Source organism: Pseudomonadota bacterium (assembly GCA_022572885.1).
GTDB lineage: Bacteria > Pseudomonadota > Gammaproteobacteria > Steroidobacterales > MnTg04 > MnTg04.
The window spans coordinates 25,942-51,084 of record JACZVC010000009.1 but is presented as its reverse complement, the minus strand read 5'-3'; the positions used below and the strand labels follow the sequence as shown (position 1 = coordinate 51,084).

24 protein-coding genes and 1 tRNA gene are annotated in these 25,143 nt (G+C 57.2%); 15 read left to right on the top strand and 10 right to left on the bottom strand.

The features are described from left to right. Positions 1 to 6 precede the first annotated feature (6 nt). Positions 7 to 1,191, bottom strand: coding sequence for an SAM-dependent methyltransferase (locus tag IIA05_04980; protein MCH9026456.1), 1,185 nt, complete (start codon positions 1,189 to 1,191; stop codon positions 7 to 9). A 131-nt stretch (positions 1,192 to 1,322) separates the two neighbouring features. Here IIA05_04980 and IIA05_04975 point away from each other — a divergent pair, with 131 nt between their 5' ends. After that, positions 1,323 to 2,081 carry a pteridine reductase gene (locus IIA05_04975; protein ID MCH9026455.1) on the top strand — a complete coding sequence of 253 codons (759 nt, stop codon included), beginning with the start codon at positions 1,323 to 1,325 and terminating at the stop codon, positions 2,079 to 2,081. Between the two features lie 9 nt (positions 2,082 to 2,090). On the opposite strand, the gene folK is transcribed toward IIA05_04975, so the two are convergent. The 3 genes from folK to tsaD are packed head-to-tail and all read right to left on the bottom strand — an operon-like array spanning position 2,091 to position 3,953. Then, complete coding sequence (gene folK, locus IIA05_04970; GenBank protein ID MCH9026454.1) at positions 2,091 to 2,585, bottom strand: 2-amino-4-hydroxy-6-hydroxymethyldihydropteridine diphosphokinase; 495 nt, start codon at positions 2,583 to 2,585, stop codon at positions 2,091 to 2,093. Continuing rightward, complete coding sequence (gene folB / locus IIA05_04965; protein MCH9026453.1) at positions 2,572 to 2,934, bottom strand: dihydroneopterin aldolase; 363 nt, start codon at positions 2,932 to 2,934, stop codon at positions 2,572 to 2,574. Before folB ends, folK begins: the two co-directional genes overlap by 14 nt. Before the next feature lie 23 nt (positions 2,935 to 2,957). Next, positions 2,958 to 3,953: a tRNA (adenosine(37)-N6)-threonylcarbamoyltransferase complex transferase subunit TsaD gene (gene tsaD, locus IIA05_04960; GenBank protein ID MCH9026452.1), complete on the bottom strand. Its 996-nt coding sequence runs from the start codon at positions 3,951 to 3,953 to the stop codon at positions 2,958 to 2,960. Positions 3,954 to 4,097: 144 nt separating this feature from the next. On the opposite strand from tsaD, the gene rpsU reads away from it, so the two are divergent. The 7 genes from rpsU (at position 4,098) to IIA05_04925 (ending at position 11,524) form a co-directional block, all read left to right on the top strand. After that, entirely contained in the window at positions 4,098 to 4,313 is a 216-nt protein-coding gene (rpsU, locus tag IIA05_04955; protein ID MCH9026451.1) for a 30S ribosomal protein S21, read from the top strand. Positions 4,314 to 4,318: 5 nt separating this feature from the next. After that, complete coding sequence (locus tag IIA05_04950; protein MCH9026450.1) at positions 4,319 to 4,762, top strand: GatB/YqeY domain-containing protein; 444 nt, start codon at positions 4,319 to 4,321, stop codon at positions 4,760 to 4,762. 92 nt (positions 4,763 to 4,854) lie between these two features. After that, positions 4,855 to 6,609: a DNA primase gene (locus IIA05_04945; GenBank protein MCH9026449.1), complete on the top strand. Its 1,755-nt coding sequence runs from the start codon at positions 4,855 to 4,857 to the stop codon at positions 6,607 to 6,609. Positions 6,610 to 6,732: 123 nt separating this feature from the next. Continuing rightward, positions 6,733 to 8,619, top strand: coding sequence for an RNA polymerase sigma factor RpoD (gene rpoD, locus IIA05_04940; protein ID MCH9026448.1), 1,887 nt, complete (start codon positions 6,733 to 6,735; stop codon positions 8,617 to 8,619). A 49-nt stretch (positions 8,620 to 8,668) separates the two neighbouring features. Further along, positions 8,669 to 8,745: transfer RNA gene (locus IIA05_04935), tRNA-Ile, on the top strand. A gap of 295 nt (positions 8,746 to 9,040) precedes the next feature. Continuing rightward, complete coding sequence (locus tag IIA05_04930) at positions 9,041 to 10,966, top strand: TonB family protein (protein MCH9026447.1); 1,926 nt, start codon at positions 9,041 to 9,043, stop codon at positions 10,964 to 10,966. 66 nt (positions 10,967 to 11,032) lie between these two features. Beyond that, entirely contained in the window at positions 11,033 to 11,524 is a 492-nt protein-coding gene (locus IIA05_04925) for a hypothetical protein (protein ID MCH9026446.1), read from the top strand. 33 nt (positions 11,525 to 11,557) lie between these two features. Here IIA05_04925 and IIA05_04920 read toward each other — a convergent pair whose 3' ends face one another. Next, positions 11,558 to 12,127 (bottom strand): helix-turn-helix transcriptional regulator, encoded by a 570-nt coding sequence (locus IIA05_04920; protein ID MCH9026445.1) that lies wholly within the window; start codon positions 12,125 to 12,127, stop codon positions 11,558 to 11,560. 233 nt (positions 12,128 to 12,360) lie between these two features. After that, positions 12,361 to 12,960, bottom strand: coding sequence for a TIGR04211 family SH3 domain-containing protein (locus IIA05_04915; protein MCH9026444.1), 600 nt, complete (start codon positions 12,958 to 12,960; stop codon positions 12,361 to 12,363). Positions 12,961 to 13,240: 280 nt separating this feature from the next. Here IIA05_04915 and IIA05_04910 point away from each other — a divergent pair, with 280 nt between their 5' ends. The 3 genes from IIA05_04910 to IIA05_04900 all read left to right on the top strand — a co-directional run bounded on the left by IIA05_04910 (position 13,241) and on the right by IIA05_04900 (position 17,852). Then, the gene (locus tag IIA05_04910) at positions 13,241 to 14,035 is read left to right on the top strand and encodes a M48 family metallopeptidase (protein MCH9026443.1); all 795 of its coding nucleotides are present in this window, start codon (positions 13,241 to 13,243) and stop codon (positions 14,033 to 14,035) included. 355 nt (positions 14,036 to 14,390) lie between these two features. Next, positions 14,391 to 16,805 carry a hypothetical protein gene (locus tag IIA05_04905; GenBank protein MCH9026442.1) on the top strand — a complete coding sequence of 805 codons (2,415 nt, stop codon included), beginning with the start codon at positions 14,391 to 14,393 and terminating at the stop codon, positions 16,803 to 16,805. 39 nt (positions 16,806 to 16,844) lie between these two features. Next, positions 16,845 to 17,852, top strand: coding sequence for an isoaspartyl peptidase/L-asparaginase (locus IIA05_04900; protein ID MCH9026441.1), 1,008 nt, complete (start codon positions 16,845 to 16,847; stop codon positions 17,850 to 17,852). Between the two features lie 5 nt (positions 17,853 to 17,857). On the opposite strand, the gene IIA05_04895 is transcribed toward IIA05_04900, so the two are convergent. Beyond that, entirely contained in the window at positions 17,858 to 19,006 is a 1,149-nt protein-coding gene (locus tag IIA05_04895; protein MCH9026440.1) for an aminotransferase class V-fold PLP-dependent enzyme, read from the bottom strand. A 59-nt stretch (positions 19,007 to 19,065) separates the two neighbouring features. On the opposite strand from IIA05_04895, the gene IIA05_04890 reads away from it, so the two are divergent. After that, positions 19,066 to 19,809, top strand: a complete 744-nt coding sequence (locus tag IIA05_04890) for a sulfotransferase family protein (protein MCH9026439.1) — start codon at positions 19,066 to 19,068, stop codon at positions 19,807 to 19,809. Positions 19,810 to 19,820: 11 nt separating this feature from the next. Then, positions 19,821 to 20,714 (top strand): aminotransferase class IV, encoded by an 894-nt coding sequence (locus IIA05_04885; protein ID MCH9026438.1) that lies wholly within the window; start codon positions 19,821 to 19,823, stop codon positions 20,712 to 20,714. 70 nt (positions 20,715 to 20,784) lie between these two features. Here IIA05_04885 and IIA05_04880 read toward each other — a convergent pair whose 3' ends face one another. From IIA05_04880 to IIA05_04870, 3 genes are all read right to left on the bottom strand, one after another. Beyond that, the gene (locus tag IIA05_04880; GenBank protein ID MCH9026437.1) at positions 20,785 to 21,126 is read right to left on the bottom strand and encodes a hypothetical protein; all 342 of its coding nucleotides are present in this window, start codon (positions 21,124 to 21,126) and stop codon (positions 20,785 to 20,787) included. A 229-nt stretch (positions 21,127 to 21,355) separates the two neighbouring features. Then, positions 21,356 to 22,939, bottom strand: coding sequence for a glutamate--cysteine ligase (locus IIA05_04875; GenBank protein ID MCH9026436.1), 1,584 nt, complete (start codon positions 22,937 to 22,939; stop codon positions 21,356 to 21,358). A gap of 40 nt (positions 22,940 to 22,979) precedes the next feature. Beyond that, positions 22,980 to 23,285 (bottom strand): DUF962 domain-containing protein, encoded by a 306-nt coding sequence (locus IIA05_04870; protein MCH9026435.1) that lies wholly within the window; start codon positions 23,283 to 23,285, stop codon positions 22,980 to 22,982. 172 nt (positions 23,286 to 23,457) lie between these two features. Here IIA05_04870 and IIA05_04865 point away from each other — a divergent pair, with 172 nt between their 5' ends. Together IIA05_04865 and IIA05_04860 are read left to right on the top strand one after the other, a co-directional pair. Next, positions 23,458 to 24,390 (top strand): EAL domain-containing protein, encoded by a 933-nt coding sequence (locus IIA05_04865; protein ID MCH9026434.1) that lies wholly within the window; start codon positions 23,458 to 23,460, stop codon positions 24,388 to 24,390. Between the two features lie 153 nt (positions 24,391 to 24,543). After that, a complete protein-coding gene (locus IIA05_04860; protein ID MCH9026433.1) occupies positions 24,544 to 25,119 on the top strand; it encodes a TetR/AcrR family transcriptional regulator in 576 nt (191 codons plus the stop codon). Positions 25,120 to 25,143 lie beyond the last annotated feature (24 nt).

Genomic DNA, 25,143 nt, shown 5'->3' with positions numbered 1-25,143 from the left:
CCTTGTTCACAGGCGGTCGCTTAAATCGCGCATCGCGAAACCGAGCAGGGCGATATCCAGCCCGCGGGTAAACGCGATCGCCTTGAAAACTTCGCCCATTTCCCCGGGCAGGGTAAGGGTTTTTACCTGCTGCGCCAATTCCAGCCTATCTTTCCAGTCGCCGGCAAACGACTGCTCCACCAGTTGGTCCAGACCCAACGACAACAACCAATGCGCCTGGGTCGTAAACCCGGCCAGTTCCAGCCCGCTGTCGCCAGCGGCTTCGGCCACTGCGGAAAACTCGACCCAGGCGGTGATATCCTGCAACCCCGGCCAGAAAAAAACCTCGGCATGCGCACGATGGCGGTAGTGGCACATCAGCGTTCCGCCAGCACGATCCGGGTGATAGTAGTCGGCGCGGTTGAGGCCGTAATCGGTAAACAACAGCATCCCCTCGGCCAGGCATGCCGCGATCGATGCGACCCACGGGCCCAGCGCCGGGCAGAACTCGGACGTATAACCGGGTGAATAATTCGCGAGCGGCAGACCCAGACGACCGCGCAACTGGCTGGCCAGATTCGCCGGCATTTCCCGGGTGCGCAAGCAAAAAAGCTCATCTTCAAGCCCAACCATGACTTGTTGCAACCGCCCGTCCGCAATAACAAAACGCTCGACCGGCAGGGCATCGAGCACTTCATTGGCGATGATGCAGCCATGCACTGGGGTAGCGGGAAAATCCGCCAGCCACTCGATGTTTGGAAAATACCCGGGCATATCGGCTGCCAGCCTGGCCTGTTGACGATCGCGCAGGTCGGCGCTGACTTCCAGAATAAGGTACCGGTCCGGCAGGGAATCCAGGGCTGACAATTCGGCCAGGATATCGGCAGCCATCGTGCCGCTGCCAGCGCCCAGTTCGAGTATGGTTCGCTGCTCGCTGCCGCCGATCGCGGCAAGCACCTGGGCGCACTGCCGGGCCAGGCAGCGTGAAAACAGCGGAGAAATCTCTGGCGCGGTGACAAAATCCCCACCCTCGCCGAATTTTCTGCTGCCCGCGCTGTAATACCCCAGCCCGGGTTCATACAACGCGAGCTCCATATAGCGGGCAAAGCTCAGCTCGCCGACAGCCCTGATTTCCTTGCGCAGCGCAGCGCACAGAGCCTGGCTTACGGCCTGTGCGTCCGCCGCTGGAACCGGTAGTCTTGCAGCACTCATAAAACGATCCTGTAGCGGTCGGACGGGCCAGCCTTGCTGGCGTAGCCTGCAAACGACCGGAAGTTGTATTGTAATCATCCAGGCAATCGTTCCGCAGTGATAACTTTGCACCTTTGACCAAGCCAAAATGAATGAATAAGAAAACCCCGGCGGGGCTGGAGAAAAAAACGGTACTGGTTACCGGCGGCGCCAGGCGAATCGGCGCAGCTATAGTTCGTGAATGCCATCGCGCGGGCGCCCGCGTATTTGTCCATTACCGCAATTCCGAGGTACCGGCGCAGCAACTGACCAAGGAACTGAATGCCGTCCGCGCGGACTCCGCCGTTGCAATTCACGCCGATCTGCAGGATCCGCTGGCAGCGGCGGGCCTGGCGAAAAAAGTCAGGGAACATGGCGGACGGCTGGATGTCCTGGTCAACAACGCAGCCGATTTTTTTGCCACCCCATTCGGCTCGGTCAGCCAGGACGACTGGGATCGCCTGATCAGCAGCAATCTCCGCGCTCCGCTTTTCCTCAGCCAGGCGGTTCTTCCCTTACTGAAAAAATCCGGCGGCCTGATCCTCAACATTCTGGATATTCATGCCGGCAAACCGCTGGCGGGGTATTCAGTTTACTGTGTCGCCAAGGCCGGCCTGTCGATGCTGACCCGCTCGCTGGCACTGGAACTGGCCCCGGAAGTCAGAGTCAACGGCATCGCACCTGGCGCTATTCTGTGGCCCGAACAAGGCCTTACCGCTGAACAAAAGGATGCGGTTCTGGCGCAGACACCGCTGGGCAGAACCGGCGATGCCGGCGATATTGCCAGTCTCGCAGTTTTCCTGGCGACCCGAGCCGGCTACATCACGGGTCAGGTCATTGCCGTGGATGGCGGCCGTAGCCTGACTTCTTAACGGCATGCCTCACAGCACCATGGCAACCTCGTGCAGTGGATGACTGGCGGCATCGAAGCGTTGCCACAATTCGGCAAAGCTCAGATTGCCGGCCGGGTGCAGCATGTCCGGCCGCAGATCAGCCATAGGCTTGAGGATATAAGATCGTTGCAGAATTTCCGGCCGCGGAATCTTCAGACCCGCTACGCTAAACATGGCATCCCCATAGAGCAGTAAATCGAGATCCAGCGTCCTCGGGGCATAGCGGGGAAGGTTGCGGTCCCGCTGGCAGCGATCTTCGATCATGCGCAGGTCGGCCGCCAGGTCCAGCGGTTCCCGGGCGCTGGAAAAGCCAGCCACCAGGTTAAAAAAATCGTCGCCATCGAATCCCACCGCCGAGTTTCGATAGACCGGTGACAATTCCAGAGGGCCGAATCGCTCGCGCAGCAAACGGATGCCGGCGCTCAGAAACCGCCGTGGTTCGATATTGCTACCGATGCCGATAAAGGCCTCAGCGACTGGCATTTTCTCCACGCTCGATAATAATACCGACGCCGACGGCACCCCGGACCGCCCCTTGCTTGTTGACAGCGACGCGGACCCAGGGCACGGAAAACTCATCGGTTACGATCTTCGCGATTGCCTCGGCCAGCGTTTCCACCAGTTGAAACTCCGCGGCTTCGACAAAAGCGATTATGCGCTTGGCAACCTTCTTGTAGTCCAGCGCATCGCCTATTTCGTCGGTTGCCGCCGCCTGGCGTACATCGCAGGCCATTTCCAGATCGATACCGATGGTTTGCCTGATGCGACGCTCCCAGTCGAATATCCCGATCGTGGTCTGGACCCTCAGGTCATGCAGAAAAACCTTGTCCACTGTGGCATCTCCGTGCTGATTCTTCATGGTGGCGAGAGCTGGTCAAGCGGCCAGCGTGTCCGCACGCATATCCCACCCGAATCCGACTCCCCGGCCTTCATCCTCAGGAACCCCGCATAGGCGATCATCGACCCGTTGTCCGTACAAAGTTCGGGTCTCGGGAAATGTACCCGCTCGCCAATCGCATCAGTCAGCGTCTTGCGCAGCTTCCTGTTGGCGCCTACGCCGCCGGCAACCACCAGGGTCTTGCGGCCCGTCTGCTGCAACGCGCGCAGGGATTTGCCGACCAGGGTATCGATAACAGCGTCTTCAAACGCACGGGCCAGATCGGCTCGCGATGCAGCGCTCTGATCGGACTTTTCCCAAGCCAGCATAGCCGCGGTCTTCAGGCCGGAAAAACTGAAATCCAGCCCCGGACGATGCATCATCGGCCTGGGCAAATCGAAGCGGCCAGACCGCCCTTCGCCAGCCAGTTTCGCCAGTGCGGGCCCTCCGGGATAAGGAAGTCCGAGCAGCTTGGCGGTCTTGTCAAACGCCTCGCCCGCCGCATCGTCGAGCGTTTCCCCAAGCACGCTATAAACGCCCAGGCCCTGGACATCGACCAAAAGCGTATGCCCGCCGGACACCAACAACGAGACAAAGGGAAATTGCGGGGGTTCTGACTCCAGCATAGCCGCGAGCAGGTGACCTTCCATATGATGCAGTCCCAGCGCCGGCACCTCCCATCCGTAAGCCAGGCTCTTGGCGACCGCGGCGCCGACCATCAGCGCGCCAACCAGCCCTGGCCCTGCGGTATAGGCAATGCCATCTATCCGGCCACCCGCCTGCGCGATCACCTCGCGCAGCATCGGGGTCAATTTTCTCACATGATCACGGGATGCCAGCTCCGGCACCACGCCGCCATACCGGGCGTGCAGACCGACCTGCGAATAGAGGGCATTGGCCACCAGACCCCGGTCGCCATCATAAACCGCTACCCCGGTTTCGTCGCAGGAGGTTTCTATACCCAGTACACGCATTGAGGTTTCCTTAAAAAAGCCTTTTCGGGTGATTGAAACTTTGCAATTCTACACTTTCGCGTTTAGAATTCCGCGTCTTCCATCCGGGCCGGGCCCGGATTTTTTGACCCGGCAATCCGGACTAGTGTAAAGGTTGTGTTTTTGATGCCCAGCGTTCGAGTTAAAGAGAACGAGTATTTTGACGCCGCGTTGCGGCGTTTCAAGCGTGCCTGCGAGAAAGCCGGCATTCTCACCGAGCTCCGCAGGCGCGAGTATTATGAGAAGCCGACCCAGGAACGCAAGCGCAAGAAAGCCGCGGCAATCAAGCGCCACATGAAGCGACTGTCCAGAGATAACTCCCGCCGCACACGTCTTTACTGACCTCCATGCCATTACGGTCGGATATCGAGCACGATATGAAGACCGCCCTCAAGGGTGGCGAAAAAGAACGCCTGATGACGATCCGCATGTTGCTGGCGGCGATCCAGCAGAAAGAAGTGGACGAGCGCATCGAACTGAACGATGTGCAGATTATCGGCGTCGCCGAGAAACTGGTCAAACAGCGCCGCGAGGCGGCCGATCTGTACCGCAAAGCGGAACGCGAAGAACTGGCGGCCAAGGAAGAATCGGAAATCCTGATCCTCAAAGCCTATCTTCCGGAGCCGCTCGGCGCAGCGGAACTCGCCACCTTGATCGATCAGGTCATTCGGGAAACCGGAGCCAGCGGCATCAAGGACATGGGTCAGGTAATGGGGCGAATCAAAGCCCGGGCCCAGGGTCGCGCAGACATGGCGAAAGTCAGCCAGCAAGTCCGCGCGCGTCTCGGCTGAAGCGCAACAGCGAGTTCAGCCGTCGTTGACTATATTCAGTATGGAGTTGCCGGAGCGGGACACCACGGCGACCGCAGTTTTTTCCATTCGGGATTCAGATGGCAGGCCGCATTCCAAAAGCATTCATCGATGAACTGATCAGCCGGACCGATATAGTCGATCTGATCGGTACCCGTATCCAGCTAAAAAAGGCCGGTCGTGAATACAAGGCTTGCTGTCCCTTTCACGATGAGAAAACACCGTCTTTTACCGTGAGCCAGGCCAAGCAGTTTTACCACTGCTTTGGCTGCAACGCGCATGGCACCGCACTGGGCTTCCTCATGGAATACGATCGGCTGGAATTTGTCGAGGCGGTGGAAACGCTGGCCGCCACCATGGGTATGGAAGTACCGCATGAAGGCGGGTCGGCGGCGCCACGCCAGGACCAAAACCTGTACCCGCTGCTCGCCGACGCGGAGAAATTTTTTTGCGAGCGTTTGAAGAAAGACGATCGCGCGATCGCTTATCTGAAAAAAAGAGGCCTCAGCGGCGAAACGGCGGCCCGCTTCGGGATCGGGTACGCCGCAGACGCCTGGGACGAATTGCTCAGGGAACTGGGGGCCGACAGCCAGGCACGGAAGCGGATGGTGCTGGCCGGCCTGGTGATCGAAAAAGATCACAACAAGGTCTACGACCGTTTCCGCGACAGGATCATGTTTCCCATACGTGACAGCCGCGGTCGTTGCATAGGATTTGGCGGCCGGGTGCTGGACAAAGGTGAGCCCAAGTACCTGAATTCGCCAGAAACCAGCCTTTTCCACAAGGGACGTGAGTTGTATGGTCTGTACGAAGCACGCCAGCAAAACCGGGAATTGGCCAGACTGATTGTGGTCGAAGGCTATATGGATGTCGTCGGCCTGGCTCAGCACGGGATTACGAATGCGGTGGCGACACTGGGCACCGCAACGACCGCCGCACATTTGAGGCGCCTGTTTCAGGCTTCAGAGGAAATCGTTTTCTGTTTCGATGGCGACAAGGCCGGTCGGGCTGCGGCCTGGCGGGCGCTGGAAAATGCGCTGCCTCAGACCGGCGGGGGCCACCAGATCAGGTTCCTTTTTCTGCCCGACGGGCAGGACCCCGACTCAGTGGTTCGCGAAAACGGCGCCGACACATTTGCAAGCTATATGGCCCAGTCAGAAACGCTGTCGGAATACCTGATGCGGCACCTCAGTGAGCAGGTGGATATGAGCAAACTGGATGGCAAGGCTCGTTTCGCTGAGCTTGCCAGGCCGTTGCTGCGGCAAATACCGCCCGGTGCATTCAGGGAATTGCTCGCCGGCGAGATCGCGGAGCTTGCAGGCGCTGGCAATAGGCTGGCCAGGCAGTTGGCGGAAGATGGGCGCAGACCGAAAAGAGCTCCCCGGAGTAGCCGCAGCAGCGGCCGCGGTGACCTGGTCCGCCAGGCCGTGACAACCCTGCTTCGTTATCCGACGGTGGCAGCTCATGCCGGCGATACCGGCTGGTTGCTGGAGATGGAGGGCGAAGGATGCCGGATCCTGGGTCTGTTACTTGAGGACGCCTTGAATAGTCCCAATATCACGACCGCGATGTTGCTGGAAAGACACCGGGATGATGATCAGTCTGCGGCCCTGATGAAGCTTGCCGCATCGGAATCACTGGTGGATGAGGAGCAAGCGATCGCCGAATTTCGCGACGCACTGAGCATATTGAGCCGGCAATCCGCTGGCATGAGGCTGGACACGTTGCTGGACAATGCGCGCCACAAGGAACTCAACGCAGATGAAAAAAAGGAGTTAAAGGATTTACTCGCCAAGCGGCAATCCGTGGAAGTCGTGGTCGACAGATGAGCGGTCAAAGGGGCCCTGTTCGGTGGCCGGAACCAGGGTTTGCGAGCCGGAAATTTTGACGCTTGTGCTATACTGTTCGATTAGCTTTGCGTGCGAAACCCGGCCACCACCGGAGAGTTCGGAATGAAGACGAGGAACAAAGACTTGACCAACAAAAGCGCAACCCAGGAAGCGGTTACACCACGCATCGATGACCGCCAGTCAAAGTTGAAGGCACTGATTGCCCGCGGCAAGGAACAAGGCTACCTGACCTACGGCGAAGTCAACGATCATTTGCCGAATGACATCGTCGATCCCGAGCATATCGAAGATATTGTCAACATGATCAACGATATGGGTATCACCGTGTACGAGAAGGTGCCGGATGCCGAAACTTTGCTGATGTCGGATAGCGCGGTTTCGGCCGACGAAGACGATGCCGCTGAAGCGGCGGCCGCTCTCGCCACGGTGGACAGCGAATTTGGCCGAACCACAGATCCCGTCCGCATGTACATGCGTGAGATGGGAACCGTCGAGTTGCTGACGCGCGAAGGCGAAATCCGCATCGCCAAGAGAATCGAGGAAGGCCTGAACCAGGTTCGCGGTGCACTGGCAATGTTCCCGGATACCTACCGGATGTTACTGGGTGTTTACGACAATATTACCGCTGGCAGCGGCCGTCTGCAGGATATGCTCACCGGATTCATCGACCCAAACGCCTCGAACGAACCCGCAACCGCAGCTGAGCTGCAAGCGGAAGCCAAAAGAAAAGAAGAAATGAAACTGCGGGGCGAAGAGGAAGAACCCGTTGACACCGGCCCGGACCCCGATGAGGTCAAGGCGCGGATGAAAAAAATCAGGAAATTTTTTGCCCGATCCCTGAAATTCATCGGGAAATATGGTCCGGAAGATTCCCGTACCATGGCGGTTCGGCGAGACCTCGCCGCGGATATGATGGAGCTGAAACTTGCGCCGAAGTTTTTTGATGCGCTGGTATGGAACCTGCGCGGCCACATCGCAAACATTCGCGCACAGGAACGCCAGATTATGCATTATTGCGTCGCGGAAGCAGGGATGCCGCGCAAGGATTTCATCGCCAGTTTCCCGAGCAACGAGACCAACCAACAGTGGGTGGAAAAACATATACGCGCAAAACGCAAACACTCATCCGGCCTGTCCCGGCTCAAAGAAGATATTCTGCGGGCGCAGAAAAAACTGATCACACTGGAGATCAGGACCTTCCTGGGTATTTCGCAAATCAAGGAAATTAACCGCCAGATGTCCATCGGTGAGGCCAAGGCCCGCCGTGCGAAGAAAGAAATGGTCGAGGCCAATCTGCGCCTGGTGATTTCCATTGCCAAGAAATACACCAACCGCGGTTTGCAGTTTCTTGACCTGATCCAGGAGGGCAACATCGGGCTGATGAAGGCGGTGGACAAATTCGAATACCGGCGTGGTTACAAGTTCTCGACCTATGCGACCTGGTGGATTCGGCAGGCGATTACCCGTTCGATCGCCGACCAGGCTCGCACGATCCGCATCCCGGTGCACATGATTGAAACCATCAACAAGCTCAATCGCATTTCCCGCCAGATGCTGCAGGAAATAGGCCGCGAACCCACTCCCGAAGAGCTTGCGATCCGTATGGAAATGCCCGAAGACAAAGTGCGCAAGGTTATGAAAATTGCCAAGGAACCCATCTCCATGGAAACGCCCATCGGCGACGATGAAGACTCTCACCTGGGCGATTTCATCGAAGATGCGACCGTGGATTCCCCGGTCGATTCGGCAACGACGGAAGGGCTCCGTGAGGCAACTTACGATATCCTCGGAGGCCTGACACCGCGGGAAGCCAAAGTCCTGCGCATGCGCTTCGGTATAGACATGAACACGGATCACACACTCGAAGAAGTCGGCAAGCAGTTTGACGTCACGCGTGAACGCATACGTCAGATAGAAGCCAAGGCACTGCGTAAACTACGCCACCCGACGCGCTCGGAACGCTTGCGCAGTTTTCTAGCCGAAGACTAGCAGGCCTGTTAATGGCTTGCGGAACTCCGCGGAAAACACGATCCCGCAAGGGCCTGTAGCTCAGTTGGTTAGAGCAGAAGACTCATAATCTTTTGGTCGAAGGTTCGAGTCCTTCCAGGCCCACCATCTTTTCCAAACCCGCCCCTGACGGTGATTACCCGGACAATGCCACCATCGCGCCAACAGAGTGCGGGCTCGCTCCACCTGGGCAAAATAGCGCCGATCGGCTGATTCGAGGCCAAACAAGCCAGTTTTTAGGGCCCAAGTCCGCATTTTGTTAACTGGGTCAAGATTTTGTGGGTCAGCGAAAGGTATTTTCCATATTCCGGCAGGGTCTCAGGCGGAAGCCCTGCTGCTGCGCTGATTTTATCCTCGCCGAGGGGAAGGCGCAGACGACAACCCGTAAAGGACAAAGCACATAGTGGCAAAAGCAGGCAAACAACCGGAAATCATGATTCTGCTGCTATCCAGCGACCAGGAGTTTTTGGGCCAGGTCACAGACGCGGTTGAAGAACGCTATGTGCTGTTCCACGCAAAGGATCTGAAACAGGCCCTCGGGTTTGATCACCTAAACCAGATCGCTCTATTGATTGCCGACTCCGAACTGCTGAGCGGCGAGCCCGCACCTATGCTCGAACGCTTGAGCCGTCGTGCGCCAGGCATGGTTCAGGTGGTTGCCGGCACCGCTAATGACAGGCCCAGGCTGAAACAATTGATGAATGACGGCAAGATTTTCCGGGTACTCACCAAACCATGCCAGCCGGGACAAACCAGACTTTATATAGAAGCCGCCATCAAACAGGCGATGCAGATGCGCGGCTTCGACCACAGCGTGGAAAAACCGTCCGGGCGCTCCTGGAAAAAACCCGCATTGATCGTCGGCAGTGCGGCAGCCGTACTCGTATCGGTCGCATTCGTCATTCCCTGGGGTGGCGATAATACTGCGGCGCCTGACGATTACCTTGCATCGGGCCAGGGCGCGCTGATCGAGCAGCATCTGGATATGGCCAGGTCAGCCATGGGAGAGAAACGATATTTTGAGCCAAAAAATAACAATGCGATTTATTATTATTATCAGATTCTGACCCTGGATCCGAACAATGTCGGCGCCCAACGAGGGATTATGGCTGCAGCCGACGAAGTACTCGCGCAAACCGAACAGGATCTGCTTCAGAACAGGACCGCCAGAGCAGCGAAGGCGCTGGTCATGATCAGAAATGTGCTTCCCGATCACCCGCGCCTGGCTTTTTTTGACTCGCTGGTCGGCGCCACCTCACCGGAACAGCGCATGAGCAATGCGCGCAGAGCGATCGCCGCCGGCCAATACGAGCGAGCATTTGGTCTCTTGGCCGAAGTATCCACCGGCGGTTCGGCAACACTCCCAGCGATGGAAAAGGCCGTGCTCGGAGGTGTCCTGGAACACGCACGGGCCGCGATATCGAGCGGTGAAATTGGCCGGGCACTGGACCTGATTGACCGCGTTAAGGTAATCAATTCCCTCTACGGCGGGATTGCCGAAATTGGAGATCAGCTTGGCCAGAAGTATTCGACGCTCATGAGCGAAGCTCGTACTGAAACCGATAATGGAAATCTCGGTACTGCCGAGAACCTGCTGCGACAGGCCGAAACAATTCCGGTTGCCAGCGTATCTTCTATCAGGCAGGCACGCGCTCGTATTTCGAAGGCTCAGCAGGCAATGGGCGAAGAAGCTGCCGCGCTGGCCGCGCTGAAAAGGCGTGAGGAGCAAATAGCCGACCGGGTAAACGCCCTGAACCAGGAATTTCGAGCCAGCATCGCGGACAACCGTCTGCTGTCGCCGCGGAAAGGCAACGCGCTCTTTTTTCTGAATGAAATGCGGGAACTGAATCCGGCCAGCGAAGAATATAGTGCCGGGTCATTGGCACTGACCAACAAACTGCTGGAACAAATGTGGCAAGACCTCGCGGCGCGGGAGTATGCCGCTGCCGAGTCTTTTTTACAGCAGGCTGAACAACTCGGCGGCGATAGCGAAGAGCTGACAGCGGCACGTTCCGGACTGGAACAGGATTGGGCCGCTCACCAAGGTAGCATTGCAATCCCGGCGACGAAGATGAAAATGACGAATTTTGTGGAGCCGGACTTTCCGAAACGCGCTTTGCGCCGGAACATAGTGGGCTGGGTGGACGTCGAGTTCACGGTCACAGCAACTGGTGAAGTCAGCGAAATCGAAATCATTGGGGCCAAAAAAGCCGGCTACTTCGAAAAAACCACGCGGCTAGCAGTCGCCCAGTGGCGCTTCGAACCACACGTATTTCGTGGCGAGCCTCACAAGCAACGAGTATCGGCACGCCTGCAGTTCAATTTGTAACCTGTCGCCACTCCGTCAGCATCGGCAACGCTGGCGAAAATGTCTGGCCGTCCCTCCGGCTCAGGATTGGCCAGACCACCCCACAATCTCGCTGACAGCTTTCTTGAGGATAGCAGCGCTTCGGATATACTGCGGGCCATGTTCGACTGGCTCGCCTTTTTCACACCGTATTTACCATGGATGGCGCTGGCGTCCTTTCTCAGCCTGATCCTGGTCGTTATCCTGCTGCCAGCGATCGTCCTCCAGTTGCCGGATGACTATTTTGTCCGCGAAAAACGCCAGCCTGTCGGTCGCAAAAGGGGACACCCAGTGTTGATGGGCATTATCAACCTGGTCAAAAACCTGCTGGGTTTGTTGTTCATTATTGCGGGAATCCTGATGATGGTTTTGCCGGGACAGGGATTACTGACCGTCCTGATCGGCATGATGCTGGTAAATTTCCCGGGCAAATACCGACTGGAGCAAGCGCTCATCAAACAGGCAATGATTTCACAAACCCTAAACGGCCTGCGCAGGAAAGCGCGCAAGAATCCTTTCGATTTGCCACCCACTCACTGACCATTCGCCGTTTGCGCTTCGGGTAGCCGCAAGCTAACCGTCGGGCGGTTTCGGGTAGCTCGCGGCAACAAGTCTGAAACACCTAGCGCCGGATGAAGTTGACCCATAGCGGTCGACCAGGGCGGCGATCAATTCGTTCAGTTCCTGGGCGAATGCTTGTTGTTCCTGCGCATTATCGAACGCAATTTCCGTGTCCAAGGTCAGCATTGGCTGTTTTTCCCCATCGTTCCCGGCTGCCGATGACAAAACGCCGACTTCTCGAATTGTCCTGGCGCACGATTCCACCAGCCCACTGACGGTAAATCGATCCTGCAAGGTCGCCGCGTTCGAGTCGGCCTGGACCACAATGATCCGCCGGGCCGCCGTCTGGAGTTTCCTCGCGACACAGTTGCCCCGCCGGCTCTCCCCCACGTTTGCCAACAACCCTGCGCCCTCGAGTTTCCTGACGTGGTAGCCGAGCTTCTGCCTGGGCATGCCCATCGCCAGGGCCAGGTCGGCCGTCGTCCGGGGCTGATCCATTTCTCGCAGAATTTCCGCCTTCAGCGGGTCCGCCAGCAACGCCATCGTCCGGACATCGGAAACAACCATCAATTCCCGTCTCATTGCTGCTTACCCTGGTCCATATACTGGGTTTGATTATTAACCGACAAAAGTATTTGTCAAGACAATTATTTTTGTCCATACCTTTCGAATACCACGTTCTGCCGCTGATCAATCCCAATTAGGATCGCCGCCTGCCTGTACGACTACAGCTTCTGGCCCGTGGCCGGGAGGTTTCCAGCAAACAAAGAGACATGGGCCCTGGGCGGGTTTTCCGACGCACGGAACAACTCGGTTTAGTAGACCCTGAAACCACCATAGCGTTTTCGGCTGCGGTGATCGAACCACAGAAAGCCCGCAAATAAACCGACCAGCAGCATCAGCCCGGCAGCCAGAAAGGCCCAGCGCACCGGTACGCTGCCACGAAAATCAACCATGCGCTCGTTGAAAGCGTTGTTTTCGGCCTCCAGCTCGGTTGCTCTCGCCACTGCGGCGGCCCCTGCCGTGGTTGCCGCGGCCAGTTCGCTCTCGAGGTCGGCGATAGTCTGGCGGACATCCGAGGTTTGCGCCAAAACCTGTTCCAGTCGGGCATTGACTTTCGCGTTCGACGCTTCCAGTTCCATGACCCGCGCCGCGGCTGGTTTGCTGCTGATCAGGTAACCCGCCTTGACCCAGCCTTCTTCACCGGCGCTGGTGAGAACTCTTGCGTAGAAACGATTGCGTTCCAGCACTTCGAGCTCAGTGCCGCTGACCAGCGTCCGAAATGGCCTATCGCTGGTATCTTCCGCATGATGCAGGCCCAGTTGGAGTTCATCGGTGACATATTCGGCCTGTGCCTGCAAAGCCATCAACCACAGCAGGCTCGCCAAGACTATAAATCCGCCCACTTTTATCATCGGTCGATTTCCATAGAAGGAATGCCAGCTAAAATCCATTTCCCGCGCCGATTAAAATCCGTGCAGAACTATTCTGACCGGAATCTGCGACTTCTTGTCTTGCCAGACCCGCTTATTGTACGGCTTGCTTACGCACTTGCCAGCAAAAATCATTATTGCTGGTGAATGCTCGCATTTTATACCCGATGGTGAACCGGTCGCGCTCATTTCCAGCGGGCCTTGTTCAAAAGCGTAGCTGCGCCGGTTACCATGGGCCATGCAAAGCGTGAATCGATATGGCATGGCAACTTTGTGTGCAGTCCTCATTGTTTTGGGTGGTTGCGCCACTTCGCCGCTTGGCCGCACTCAGCTGGTTTTTTTTCCGGATTCGCAAATGAACCGGATGGGCGTGCTGGCCTTCCAGGAAATCCAGACCCGGACCCCGCCCGAAGAGGATCCCGTTATCCGCAGCTATGTGCAGTGCGTCGCTGATTCATTGCTGCAGCAACCGGGTGGAAATGCGGATTCCCTTGGCTGGGAGGTGCGAGTTTTCAGACAAGATCAGGCGAACGCCTTTGCCCTGCCCGGAAGGAAAATTGGCGTATTCACCGGCTTGCTGAAGGTGACAGAAAACCAGGACCAGCTGGCCACGGTCATCGGTCACGAAATCGCCCATGTCCAGGCTCGTCACGCCAATGAACGCGTCTCTACTGGCTACCTCGCACAAAGCGGAAGCCAGCTGATTGCGGCGATGGCCGGCGGCTCGGCGGAGACCCGGAGCAACGTCATGGCCATGCTGGGCGTAGGCACACAGGTCGGAATTCTGTTGCCGTTTGGCCGCACCCAGGAAAGCGAGGCAGACCTGATCGGCCTGGACCTGATGGCGAAGGCCGGTTTTGATCCGCGGCAAAGCATCCGGCTTTGGCAAAACATGGGCGCCACCGCCGGTAGCAGGCCACCCGAGTTTCTATCGACCCACCCGGCCAGCGAGACCCGTATCCGGCAACTTCGGCAAAGGATGCCGCAAGCCATCAAGCTGTATGAACAGGCCAGGGGGGCCGGATACCGCCCGGCGTGCAGGCAGCCTGCAGCTTAGCTGGGTGGTGGCCGCCGCGCGGTCACCGCAAGCTACTCGCCCCCGGCCCGGTTGCCGAACTGGAGCGCGGTCCAGCCAGCCGTTCGACCTCGGCCCACGGCATTCTCAGCCGGATGCTCGCCGTTTCCACATCGAACCCGGCGCCGCTGCTGATCAGAAAGTGGATCGTCCGCTTGAAATAAGGCCCAAATAACGCCAAAAAATCGAATAATTCGCCGGGATTCGCGGTCGAATATATTCAATGATGGCCGGGAAAGCTTCCGAGGCCCAAATTTTGCCGTAATTGTGACTTCGGTGGTTTACTGGTTCACCTGGCTCAGGCGATAGTTCAACTATATTTGGATTCTGACATACGATGATCAAACTTCGACTGGCCGCCCTGTGCGGCGCCATTCTGCTGATTGCAGCGAACAGTTTTGCCGCCGGCCGCGCTGCCGATGAGGGCAGCTTCCGGGTTTTACACCACGAACCGGTAATCTCACCGGGGCTGCGGGAACCGGCCGCGCTGGCAGGTCGATCGATCCGCTTTCAGGCGCTCGGGCGCGATTTTAATCTGCGCCTGCAAGAAAACAACAGGCTATTGGCCGGCCTGCCGGAAAACCGGCGCACCGAAATCCTGCAGGGCATGGAAATCCTTCGCGGCCACCTGGACCAGGTACCCGGCTCCTGGGTGCGACTGACGCGCAGCGCGGGCGAAATACGCGGGCTGATCTGGGATGGACAGGAAATGTTTGCGGTCGGGCCGGGGTACGAAGTGGCCTTGTCCAGCCCCACGCCTGCGGTAATCCAGACTTACGGCCCCGTCATATTCCGCTGGGCCGACACCGAAAACCTTTACCGCGATATCGTGCGCGCGCACCCGCGCCTGGAAGAATTGAACGCCGAGCGACAACTGGGCTTTGTCACCGCCGAACTCAGGGAAAAAACCATGCTCCATGGCGGCGTCGACCACTTTCGGCTGGATATCGCCGCACTGGGCGACTTCGAGTACGCCAACGCGCTCGGCAGTATTGCAGAGAGCGGGCTTATCGACCGGGTCAACAGCGTCGATGGGATATTCGACAGCCAGCTCGGCATACAGATCAACCTGGCGGAATTGCGAGTGTTCGATGTCGCGGCGAACGACCCGTTTGGCACAACCTTTGCTGCCACCAGCGACGCCTCGCAACTGATTGACGATGTCTCGGACTACAAGTTTGGCGATACCTTACTGCGGCCGCTGGGCATCGTTCATTTGTTTACCGGCGTGAACCTTGATGTCAACACGGTAGGCATTGCCTTTCGACCGGGCGTGTGCGATGCCAGGTTCGGCGTATCGCTGACCCAGGCGATCCTCGGCCCCAGCCCCAATTACCTGGTCACCGCCCATGAGATCGGCCACAATTTCAACGCGCCCCACGACGGCGATACCAATGAAGCCTGCGGCGGCACTCCCGACAATACGTTCCTGATGGCGTCCCAGTTCAATGCCAGTACCGTCTTTTCCGCCTGCAGCATCCAGGAAATCCTGGCTGAAGTGGCGCGCGTGTCATGCCTGACCCTGCTGGGTCCGGCGGACATGGCGGTTTCGATTGCCGACACCAATGTCAGCGCGCTGGCCGGGCCGGCTTTCGATTATGCGCTCCGGGTCGATAACCTGGGACAGGTCGCCGCCAGCAACGTGACGGTTACCCTGACCGTGGACACCGGGCTGGGTATTGGCAATATTCGTATGCCGGGCTTCAGTTGCTCGGCCCCGGTCAGCCCGGTCGTCTGCCAGGCACCGCAACTGGACGCGGGCGGCTCGGCGACCCTGACCGTAGCGATCACCGGCACAACACCGGCTTTGTTCAATGTCGGCGCGATGGTGAACTCGGACAACGACCCCGACCCCGGCAACAACATGCAAAGCGGCGTCATCGAGATTCTGCCGGCTGCGGATCTTTCGGTGTCGGTCATGGCTGCGGATGCATTCATCCGCAGCGCCGCAAGCACCACTGTCACCGTTTCGGCGGTGAATAACGGCCCCCAGGCGGCAACCGACACCCAGCTGTTCATCGACCTCGGCGCCTTGCTGACGGTGACGCCGGGCCAACTCAACCCGGCGTGCATGACCCCCGACGGTCGAATGCTGACTTGCCTTTTGGCCACACTGGCATCGGGTGCGCAACAAAGCATAATCCAGCTAGTCGATGCGGCAGCCTCGATCGGTGCTGCAACGGTCACCGCGACGATCAGCAGCGATCTCGCAGACCCGGACCTAAGCGACAACAACGGCAATGCGACTGTCCAGGTCGCCAACCGGCTGGTGGATCTGCGAGCCGCAATCGGTACCTTGCCGGTCGGTGTGCAGGTCGGGCAAAGCGGCAGTTTTACAGTCACCATGGAAAATCTCGGCCCCGACGCGGCCTCGCAACCGGAAATCGAAATTGTCGCGGGCGGCACCGGCGTATCGTTCAACTCGGTGACTGCCGATACCGGTAGCTGCACATTCACCCAACGCATAGCGACCTGTACGGCCACCGATCTGACCGGCACGCAAACCGTTACCCTGTCTTTTAATGCGCTGAACGCCGGTAGTTTTTCGATATCGGCCACGGCCCGCACTATCGTCGTGGGAGATGCTGATACCGATTCCGGCAATAATCTGGTCAGCCAGACCCTCACTTTGCAAAACGCGCCCACCAATACCGGCGGTGGCGGCGGGTCGCCAGACCTCTGGTTGCTCGGGCTGCTGTTTTTGCTGAGCACAAGCAGAAGTCGCCAGGCAATGCAAAACTTGCCCGCATAAAGGCATAATAAGACCTTCGACGTTTTGCGGTACCCGGATATGAAGCCAGGCCCCCTTCTGACGATATCTGCCACCATACTGGTTTTTGCAGGCATGACAGCAACAGCGGACTCACCCATAGCGATAGCAATTCACGGCGGCGCCGGAACCATATCCCGTGCCACGGTTACCGTGGAACAGGAGCAGGCGATTCGGGAAAGCCTCCTCGAGGCCGTCAACGCCGCTTACCAGGTCCTGAAAAATGACGGCGACAGCATGGATGCCGTAATTTCCGCGATAAAAATCCTGGAAAATTCGCCGCACTTTAACGCCGGCAAAGGATCGGTCTTTACCTGGGACGGCAAAAACGAAATGGATGCGGCGTTAATGGATGGGGCATCGCTGGATGCCGGCGCCATTTCCGGGGTTACCAACATAGCCAACCCGATCGTGCTGGCGCGGCTGGTCATGCAAAACTCCAAACACGTTTTTCTTTCCGGTGATGGTGCTGTGGAATTTGCCACCGAGCAGGGCATGGAAAAAGTGCCCGATGAATACTTTTTTACCGAGCGCCGCTGGCAGCAATTACAGGATCTCAAGGACAACCGGGAATTGGCAGCCGCCGAGCCGCAATACGGCATCGGCACGGTCGGTGCGGTCGCGCTGGATCGCAGAGGAAACCTCGTCGCCGGCACATCGACCGGTGGCACCACGGGAAAACGATACGGCCGTATCGGCGACAGCCCGATCATCGGTTCGGGAACCTATGCGAATAACCGGAGTGTTGCCGTTTCGGCTACCGGCACCGGCGAGTTTTTTATCCGCGGAACGGTGGCTCATGACATCAGCGCACTGGTCGAGTACAAAGGCATGACCGTAGATGACGCTGCCCGAGAGGTCATATTCGAAAAACTTGTTGCGCTGAAAGGCGATGGCGGCGTCATCGCGATGGACCGGCATGGAAATATCAGCATGCCATTCAATACCGTGGGCATGTACCGGGCATCGATCGACACCTCCGGGAAAGTCAATATTTTGCTGTACGACGAAACGGCGGAGACCGATTAGGCCGGCTATTTCGTTTGCAGGTGTCTTTTCAGGGCGGCGAGCAAGCGCTCCACATCTTCATCGTCATTGTAAAGATAGGATGCGATTCGCAACCGGCTGCCGCGCTGGCTGAGGTAAACGCCATCGGCGCGCAGTTTCCCGAGCAAATCGGCGGGTGGGCCACCGGCCAGGCGTATTCCCAGCAAATGCGGCGCGTGCGGTTCGGGCACTTCCAGGCCGAGCCCGGCAGCCCCGGCGGCGATTTTTGCGCTGGTCAGTGACACGGTCCTGGCGATATTGTCTACGCCCCATTCCAGTATCTGCCCCAATGTCTCGATAACGACCGGCCATTGCTGGAACTGGCCCCGACCACCCGCATCGAACCGCCGGGCGCCGGCCTGGTAATGGTCACGATAATTAACCAGGCCGGCAAAGTTCTCGCTACCGGCCCGGTTTATCCATGCTTCCTCCAGGGGTCTGGCGTGGTGCCACCTGGGAGCTGCATAAACAAAACCGGACCCATAGGGACACAACAACCATTTGTAAGCCGCGCAAAAAATAAAGTCGGGATCAAGCTCCGCAATATCCACTCGCATGACGCCGATCGACTGGGTCAGGTCGAGAACCAGCTTCGCGCCCATCTCACGACATCGCTTCGCTATCGGGACCAGGTCGATCAAAGAGCCATCGGTCCAGTGAACGTTTGGCAACGCGATCAGGGCGGCGGGTTCGTCCAGAGATTCCAGGACGGACTCGGACCAGTTGCGGCCCTCCGTCTTTTGCACGAAATCAATGACCAGGTCTCGCTCACGGGCAAGCGAGAGCCAGGAATAAACATTCGAGGGAAACTGCTCCGCCAGCATGACGATGCGCTGACCGGGGTCTGGCCGCAGGTTTTTTCCAACGATTGCTACCCCATAACTGACCGATGGAACCAAGGCAATATTTTCGGCCGCACAACCCACGATATCGGCAAACAGGCTCCGCGCTTTTTCCGGGCCATCGAAAAAATCGTCAGACGAAATATTCCAGGGGCTTTGTTTGATTTTTGCGCCTGCAGCCGCGGCCTGGCTCGCGCTGTTCAATTGCGGCGACAGATAGGCACAGTTGAAATACGCCAGGTCCCTGGGAATAGAAAACAAATGCCGCTGGCTGGAAATGATGGTTTCTGACATATTTGGCAGGTTATTTGCTGACCACAAAAGAAACAAGCAGGTGAAATATGCGGGCCAGACTGACCAGACACATATGCCTTTGGTCCGGGCCGCGCAACGTTTCGACCGCCTTGATGTACAGTTTCGGGCAGCGGAATGACACGCGGATCGTGGACGAACCACTTTATGGTCATTACCTGCGGGTAACTGGCGCAAATCACCCCGGCCGTGAAGCAGTGTTGTCGGCCATGGATACCGATGGGGATCGGGTCATGAAACGACTTATCGAGCGACCGCATGACCGGCCAATCCTTTTTATGAAGCAAATGGCGCACCACCTAGTCGACCTGGACTTTTCTTTTCTCCAGCAAACCATCAATGTCTTGTTGATCCGCGATCCAGTCGAGATGTTACCGTCGCTGGCTATCCAGTTACCGGAGGCCGGTCTCGCCGATACCGGACTGGCAACCCAATGCGAGCTGCTTGAACGTCTCGGCGAATTCGGGCAACAAGCGATTGTTCTCGATTCGCGGGAGCTGCTGAAAAACCCTCGTGCGGTTCTCGCCAAGGTTTGCCAAAAGCTTGCCATACCGTTTGCTGAAAGCATGCTGAGCTGGCCACCGGGCCCACGAACGGAAGATGGCGTATGGGCCCGGCACTGGTATTATCGGGTCCACCAGTCGACCGGATTTTCGCCATACCGGCCGAAAACCGAACCGTTCCCGGACCACCTGGAGCCACTGCTGGAACAGTGCCGGCCCTATTATCAGCATATGTATAAGTACGCCTTGAGAGCGGATCAGCCAGACGGAGACAGTCGATGAAAAAGGCCGCAATGCCCGATCCGCGCAACCTCGATATCCAGGTCTGGGTAGGCGAAGGCCTGGTGCATCGCGACCAAGCCCGGGTCTCGGTTTTTGACAGCGTGGTCCAGGGCGGCGACGCAGTCTGGGAAGGACTGCGGATATACCAAGGGCATATTGGCGCATTCGATGCCCATCTAGACCGGCTTTTCGCATCCGCCCGGGCCATGGCTTTCGACCAGGTCCCCGACCGCGACTGGATCGCGGCGGCCGTATTCGCCACGCTCGAGGCCAATGGGATGACCGATGGAGTTCACATCCGTCTGACCCTGACGCGCGGCAACAAGATCACTTCGGGCATGAACCCGCGTTTGAACCAGTCCGGGCCATGCCTGATCGTACTTGCCGAATGGAAGCCACCGGTATATCCGGAGCCGTTGTCCCTGGTGACCTCGGCAATCAGACGTAACAGCCCGCAATTCGTCGATTCCAAGATTCACCACAACAACCTGATCAACAATATTCTTGCCCTAATACAGGCCAATGTCGCGGGCGCCGATGCCGCCCTGATGCTGGATGATAACGGCTTCGTTTCGGAAACCAACGACACGAATATATTTATGGTTCGCCAAGCCACCTTGTTTACGCCGTTAGCGGACGCCTGCCTGCCAGGAATTACCCGTGCGCTGATTCTGAAAATCGCGGCCCATGAAGGCATCCGCTGCGAGGAAAAAAATCTGTCGCTGGTGGATTTCTATACGGCCGATGAATCGTTCACGACCGGAACCATGGGCGAACTAACCGCGGTACGCCGAATTGACGGCCGGATGATCGGCGAGACCGTGCCCGGCCCGCTCACCCGGAAACTGCAGGAAATTCATCGACAATGGATATTGCGAGACGCCACGCCATTGCCGTTCATCTGAAAATATCAAGAATATCTGCCGACCAAAAAAAAGCCCGCAATGCGGGCTTTTTCAGACCTGAATACAGCGGCTAATCACCACCGACACTTGCGGCATTGCCACGCTGGACGTTTTCAAACGTCCGTCTCGCCTCTTCCTGCTCCAGGCGAATCAGTTCGGCAGTGCGACAAACCGTTCTTTTCCTGTGAGACCCGGTAACCTGCGTCTTGCGGCAAATGATCTGATTCTTTTCTTCCTGCTGGCTGTTGTAGATCGCCACTTTTTCTTCGGCGCTCATCTGATCTATTTCATCCTGGGTAAAAGTGGGCGCTGCCTGGGCCGTCTGCACCGGGGCCGGTCCAGGGCTGGCGCCAGTGGCGCAGCCGGAGATTGCGACGGCAGCCAACGCCACCAGTAAATATCTTGTTTTCATTGAATTGCTCCTTAAAAAAACTCTGCCCCGGCGACATTGGCAATAGCTGAAATGCCGCAATTGACCGAAGATTCCTGCCAAAAAAGTTTTGGCCAGCGCCCCTAAAAGGCCTGGCCAGAAATCCAATTTCCCGGGTTTTCAGAATTCGCGAGTATACAGGTTCCAACAAATATTTTGTAGTGCCTCAATATTCATACGCACGATGCCTCAAAACAAGGCGGCAGCTGCGTTACAGGAGTTGATCCGCCTGGCTGAAGTAGTTCTGCAAATACGCTTCGAAGCTGATCCGGTCGCTGGCCTCGACTTCTTTTTGTCGCTCGATGGAGGCGGCTGCCTCGGCGGCAAGGAACTCCAGGCGTGCAGAATCGTCATTCCCCAGGCTCAAAAAGTAATCCCGGTGCTGTTCCGATATTCGCCGGGCAATTGAAAAAAAGGATTCGCCGGACCTTTTCATCTCCGCCAGAATGCCCGCCGACGGTGTCAGCCCGGGATCACGGATAGCTTCGCGCTGCAACTCGAGCGCATCGCGATACAAAGATGAACCGGTACCATCGTCCAGCAGATCGCAGATAGCAACCAGGTGGGCGCATATCTCATCCGCCCAGTTCGTCAGCAGGTGCTGCTCCTGATGCCGGGTCAAGGTCAGTCCGGGCTCTCGTCCCTGGCGGGCCACCAGTAACTGGTTGTTTTCCGTTTCCGCAATTTCCCGGGCATCCAGCAGGGGACTGTCCTCGATCATGCAATAAATCAGGAATGCTTCCAAAAATCTCATCTGGTTCTGGTTTATCCCGGTCGGGTCTGCCAGGCTGACATCCAGCGCCCGCAGTTCTACATATTCCACGCCCCTGCGTTTCAAGGCCCTGCTTGGCATTTCACCCGATCGGGTAACGCGCTTTGGCCGAATCAATCCGTAGTATTCGTTTTCCACCTGCAGGATATTTGCGCTGATCTGTCTGTACTCGCCATCGGCCTTGATACCGATTTTCTGGAAATCGCGGCTGGGCGTGGTAACCGCCTTCAGCAATGTTTCCACGTAGGCATCGATATTATCCAGCGAAATATCCAGCGCGGCCTGGGTGGTGTTTTTATAGCCCAGGTCACTCATTCTCAACGAGGTGGCATAAGGCATAAAAAAAGTGCCCTTATCGAATACCTCGAGGCCTGCCTTTGTGCCGTCTGCAAAACACCTGCAGACTGCCGGCGAGTTGCCGAACAGGAAAAGCACCAGCCAGCCCATTCGCCTGACATTTCTCAATAATCCGAAATAAGAAGACGAACGAAATTCCTGGCTTCCGCCGGTGTCTTTCTCCAGTTCCTGATAGTGATCCCAGAAATCCTCAGGCAGGGAAAAGTTGAAATGCACGCCGGAAATCGTCTGCATCATCCGGCCATACCGGTGGCCAAGACCGAGCCGATAGACCGTCTTCATTTTGCCGACGTTTGAATCGCCGTAACGTGCTACCGGAATAGCCTCGTCAGCTTCGATCAGACAGGGCATGCTGGCCGCCCACAACAACTCATCGTCGAGTTGCTGATACACAAACTGGTGGATATCACACAGAAACTGCAGCGTCTCCCAGGTCGAGGTATAGGCTGGCGTTACGAACTCCAGCAGCGCCTCCGAGAAATCTGTCGTTATATACCGGTTGGTCAGCGCGGAACCCAAAGCCGGCGGATGGCGCGTCATGGCCAGAGCGCCATCCGGGAGCACTCGCAGCGCCTCTTTCTCGACACCCTTGCGGCAGCGTTGCAAGACTGCCGCCAGCCCGGCGTCTGCCAATCGTTGCAGACGTACCTCCGCCGGCTGGTTCAAACCACACCCCCCGACGGCACTGACAAGAACAAAATGCCGATCAAAACGGAATGCGCCCGGTGAGTATGTCCTTGTACATGACAAAATCTCCCAGCAGGCTGTACCACGGATATTTAAAGGTCGCCGGCTTGTTTTTCTCGAACACAAAATGCCCGACCCAGGCAAAGCCATAGCCAAAAACCGGCATCAGCCACAACAACGCAAGAGGGCCTTTAAGCAAAGCGTAAACAAAAATAATCAGGACCAGGCTGGTGCCGACAAAATGCAGGCGCCTGCAGGTCCTGTTGCTGTGTTGGCCGAGATAAAACGGGTAAAATTCTGTGAAATTGCTGATTCTATTTTCCATAACCCTGCCCCTTGCACTTCCTCCGGTTCATTGTATCCCCAGTTTCTACCGCCCGGTAGCCGCAAATCCAGACCTGGGAACAAGCTGTCAGGCCAAGACTGTGAACCGCAACACACTGAATATAGTGGGGTCACACTACACTGGGCGGGATTTGTGCCAAACAGGCCTTTTTGTGTCCGCAAACGACCAACAAGAAATAACCGGCAATGACGATACCACTGAACCGTTGATATCCGATGCCGATCTGGCGATCGGCGTCCGCGATAACCAGTTCGTTATGCATTACCAGCCGAAAATCGATACTCGAACGCTGGAGTTCGTCTCGGTGGAAGCGCTGATACGCTGGATTCACCCGGTACTTGGCATGGTGATGCCGGACTCTTTTATTCCGCTGGCGGAGCAAGGCCAGCATATCCACGGGATTACCGATATCGTGCTGAAAACGGCCCTCAAGCAAAGCGCCCAGTGGCGGGAGCTGGGGCTGGATTTGCGCATGTCGATAAATATTTCAGGCGCCTCGCTTGAAGTTCCGGATCTGCCCGAACGGATCCACGACGTCACCAATGCGTTTAATGTGCCCGCGGACAAGATTGTGCTGGAAGTTACCGAAACCTGGCAAAGCAAGGACACCGACACGGCGCTTGATATTCTGAACGGCTTGAGCGCAAAGGGATTTGGCTTGGCGCTGGACGACGTAGGCACCGGTCATTCCAACTTTTCCAAGCTGCAAGGCATGCCATACAGCGAGATGAAACTGGACAAGAGCCATATCCAAAGCGCAACCATTGATCAAGAGACCCGGCAATTCATCGCCATGTGCGTCGAACTTGGCCATGAGATGGGGATGTATGTCGTGGCCGAGGGCATCGAAAGCCAGGACCAGTGGGAAATGATGTCGGCGATGGGCTGCGACGAAGCGCAGGGATTCTTCATTGCCCGGCCCATGCCCGGCGACCAGATACCGGGATGGCTGAAACGCTGGAACAGGTACCTGGGACTGGCGGAAAACCATCAAAGAGCGAGCGGGCAGAAAGTCAACCTCGACGAAATGACCGGCACATTTCATCGGCTCAACAGCATTTTCCCCACCAAGCTGGATATCTAGCCCAACTGTAGCCACCGATCGCAGGCGGGTAGCGGGACCGGCGCTCCAGCGTATCGATCTGGCCGGTTGGTCACCCGTTCACAAGGCAATTTTGACAAAGAACTTGACATGAATCCCATACTGACTTATAAGTAAGTAACTATGGAGCGAAAAATGGCGACACCCCGAACCTCGACCCGCGAACACATACTCAAAAGAGCAACCATGCTTTTCCAGGGCAGGGGCTATAACGGCTTTAGTTTCAAGGATATTTCCGTCCCTATGGGGATCAAGAACGCGGCCATCCACTATCATTTTTCCACCAAATCCGATCTTTGCAGTGCCGTCATCGAGCGCTACCGAGACCTGCTCAAGTCGGAGACCAGCAATTTCATGAAGCACGGCGGTTCGGCCAGATTTCAACTGGAAGCTTATCTGGCCTTTATTCGCCATGAAATTCTGGATGCACGCTGCATGTGCCCGCTGACCAACGTTGCGGTGGCCATGGATACCCTGCCCGACGAGATCCGGGCGCGAGCCACTACGCTCGCTCGCGAACTTCTCGCATACCTGACCCGGGTGATGGAACTTGGGCGGGAACAGGGAGAATTCCAGTTTAACTGCGCGGCTGAGCAAAAAGCGTTGTCGGTAAAAGCCACCTTACAAGGCGCAGGGCAGTTGGCCAGACTAATGGGGCCGCAGGTTGTGGACCAGGTTATCGATCAAATCCGCTGCGATCTGGGGCTTTGATTTTTTTTGACTTATTTACTTACC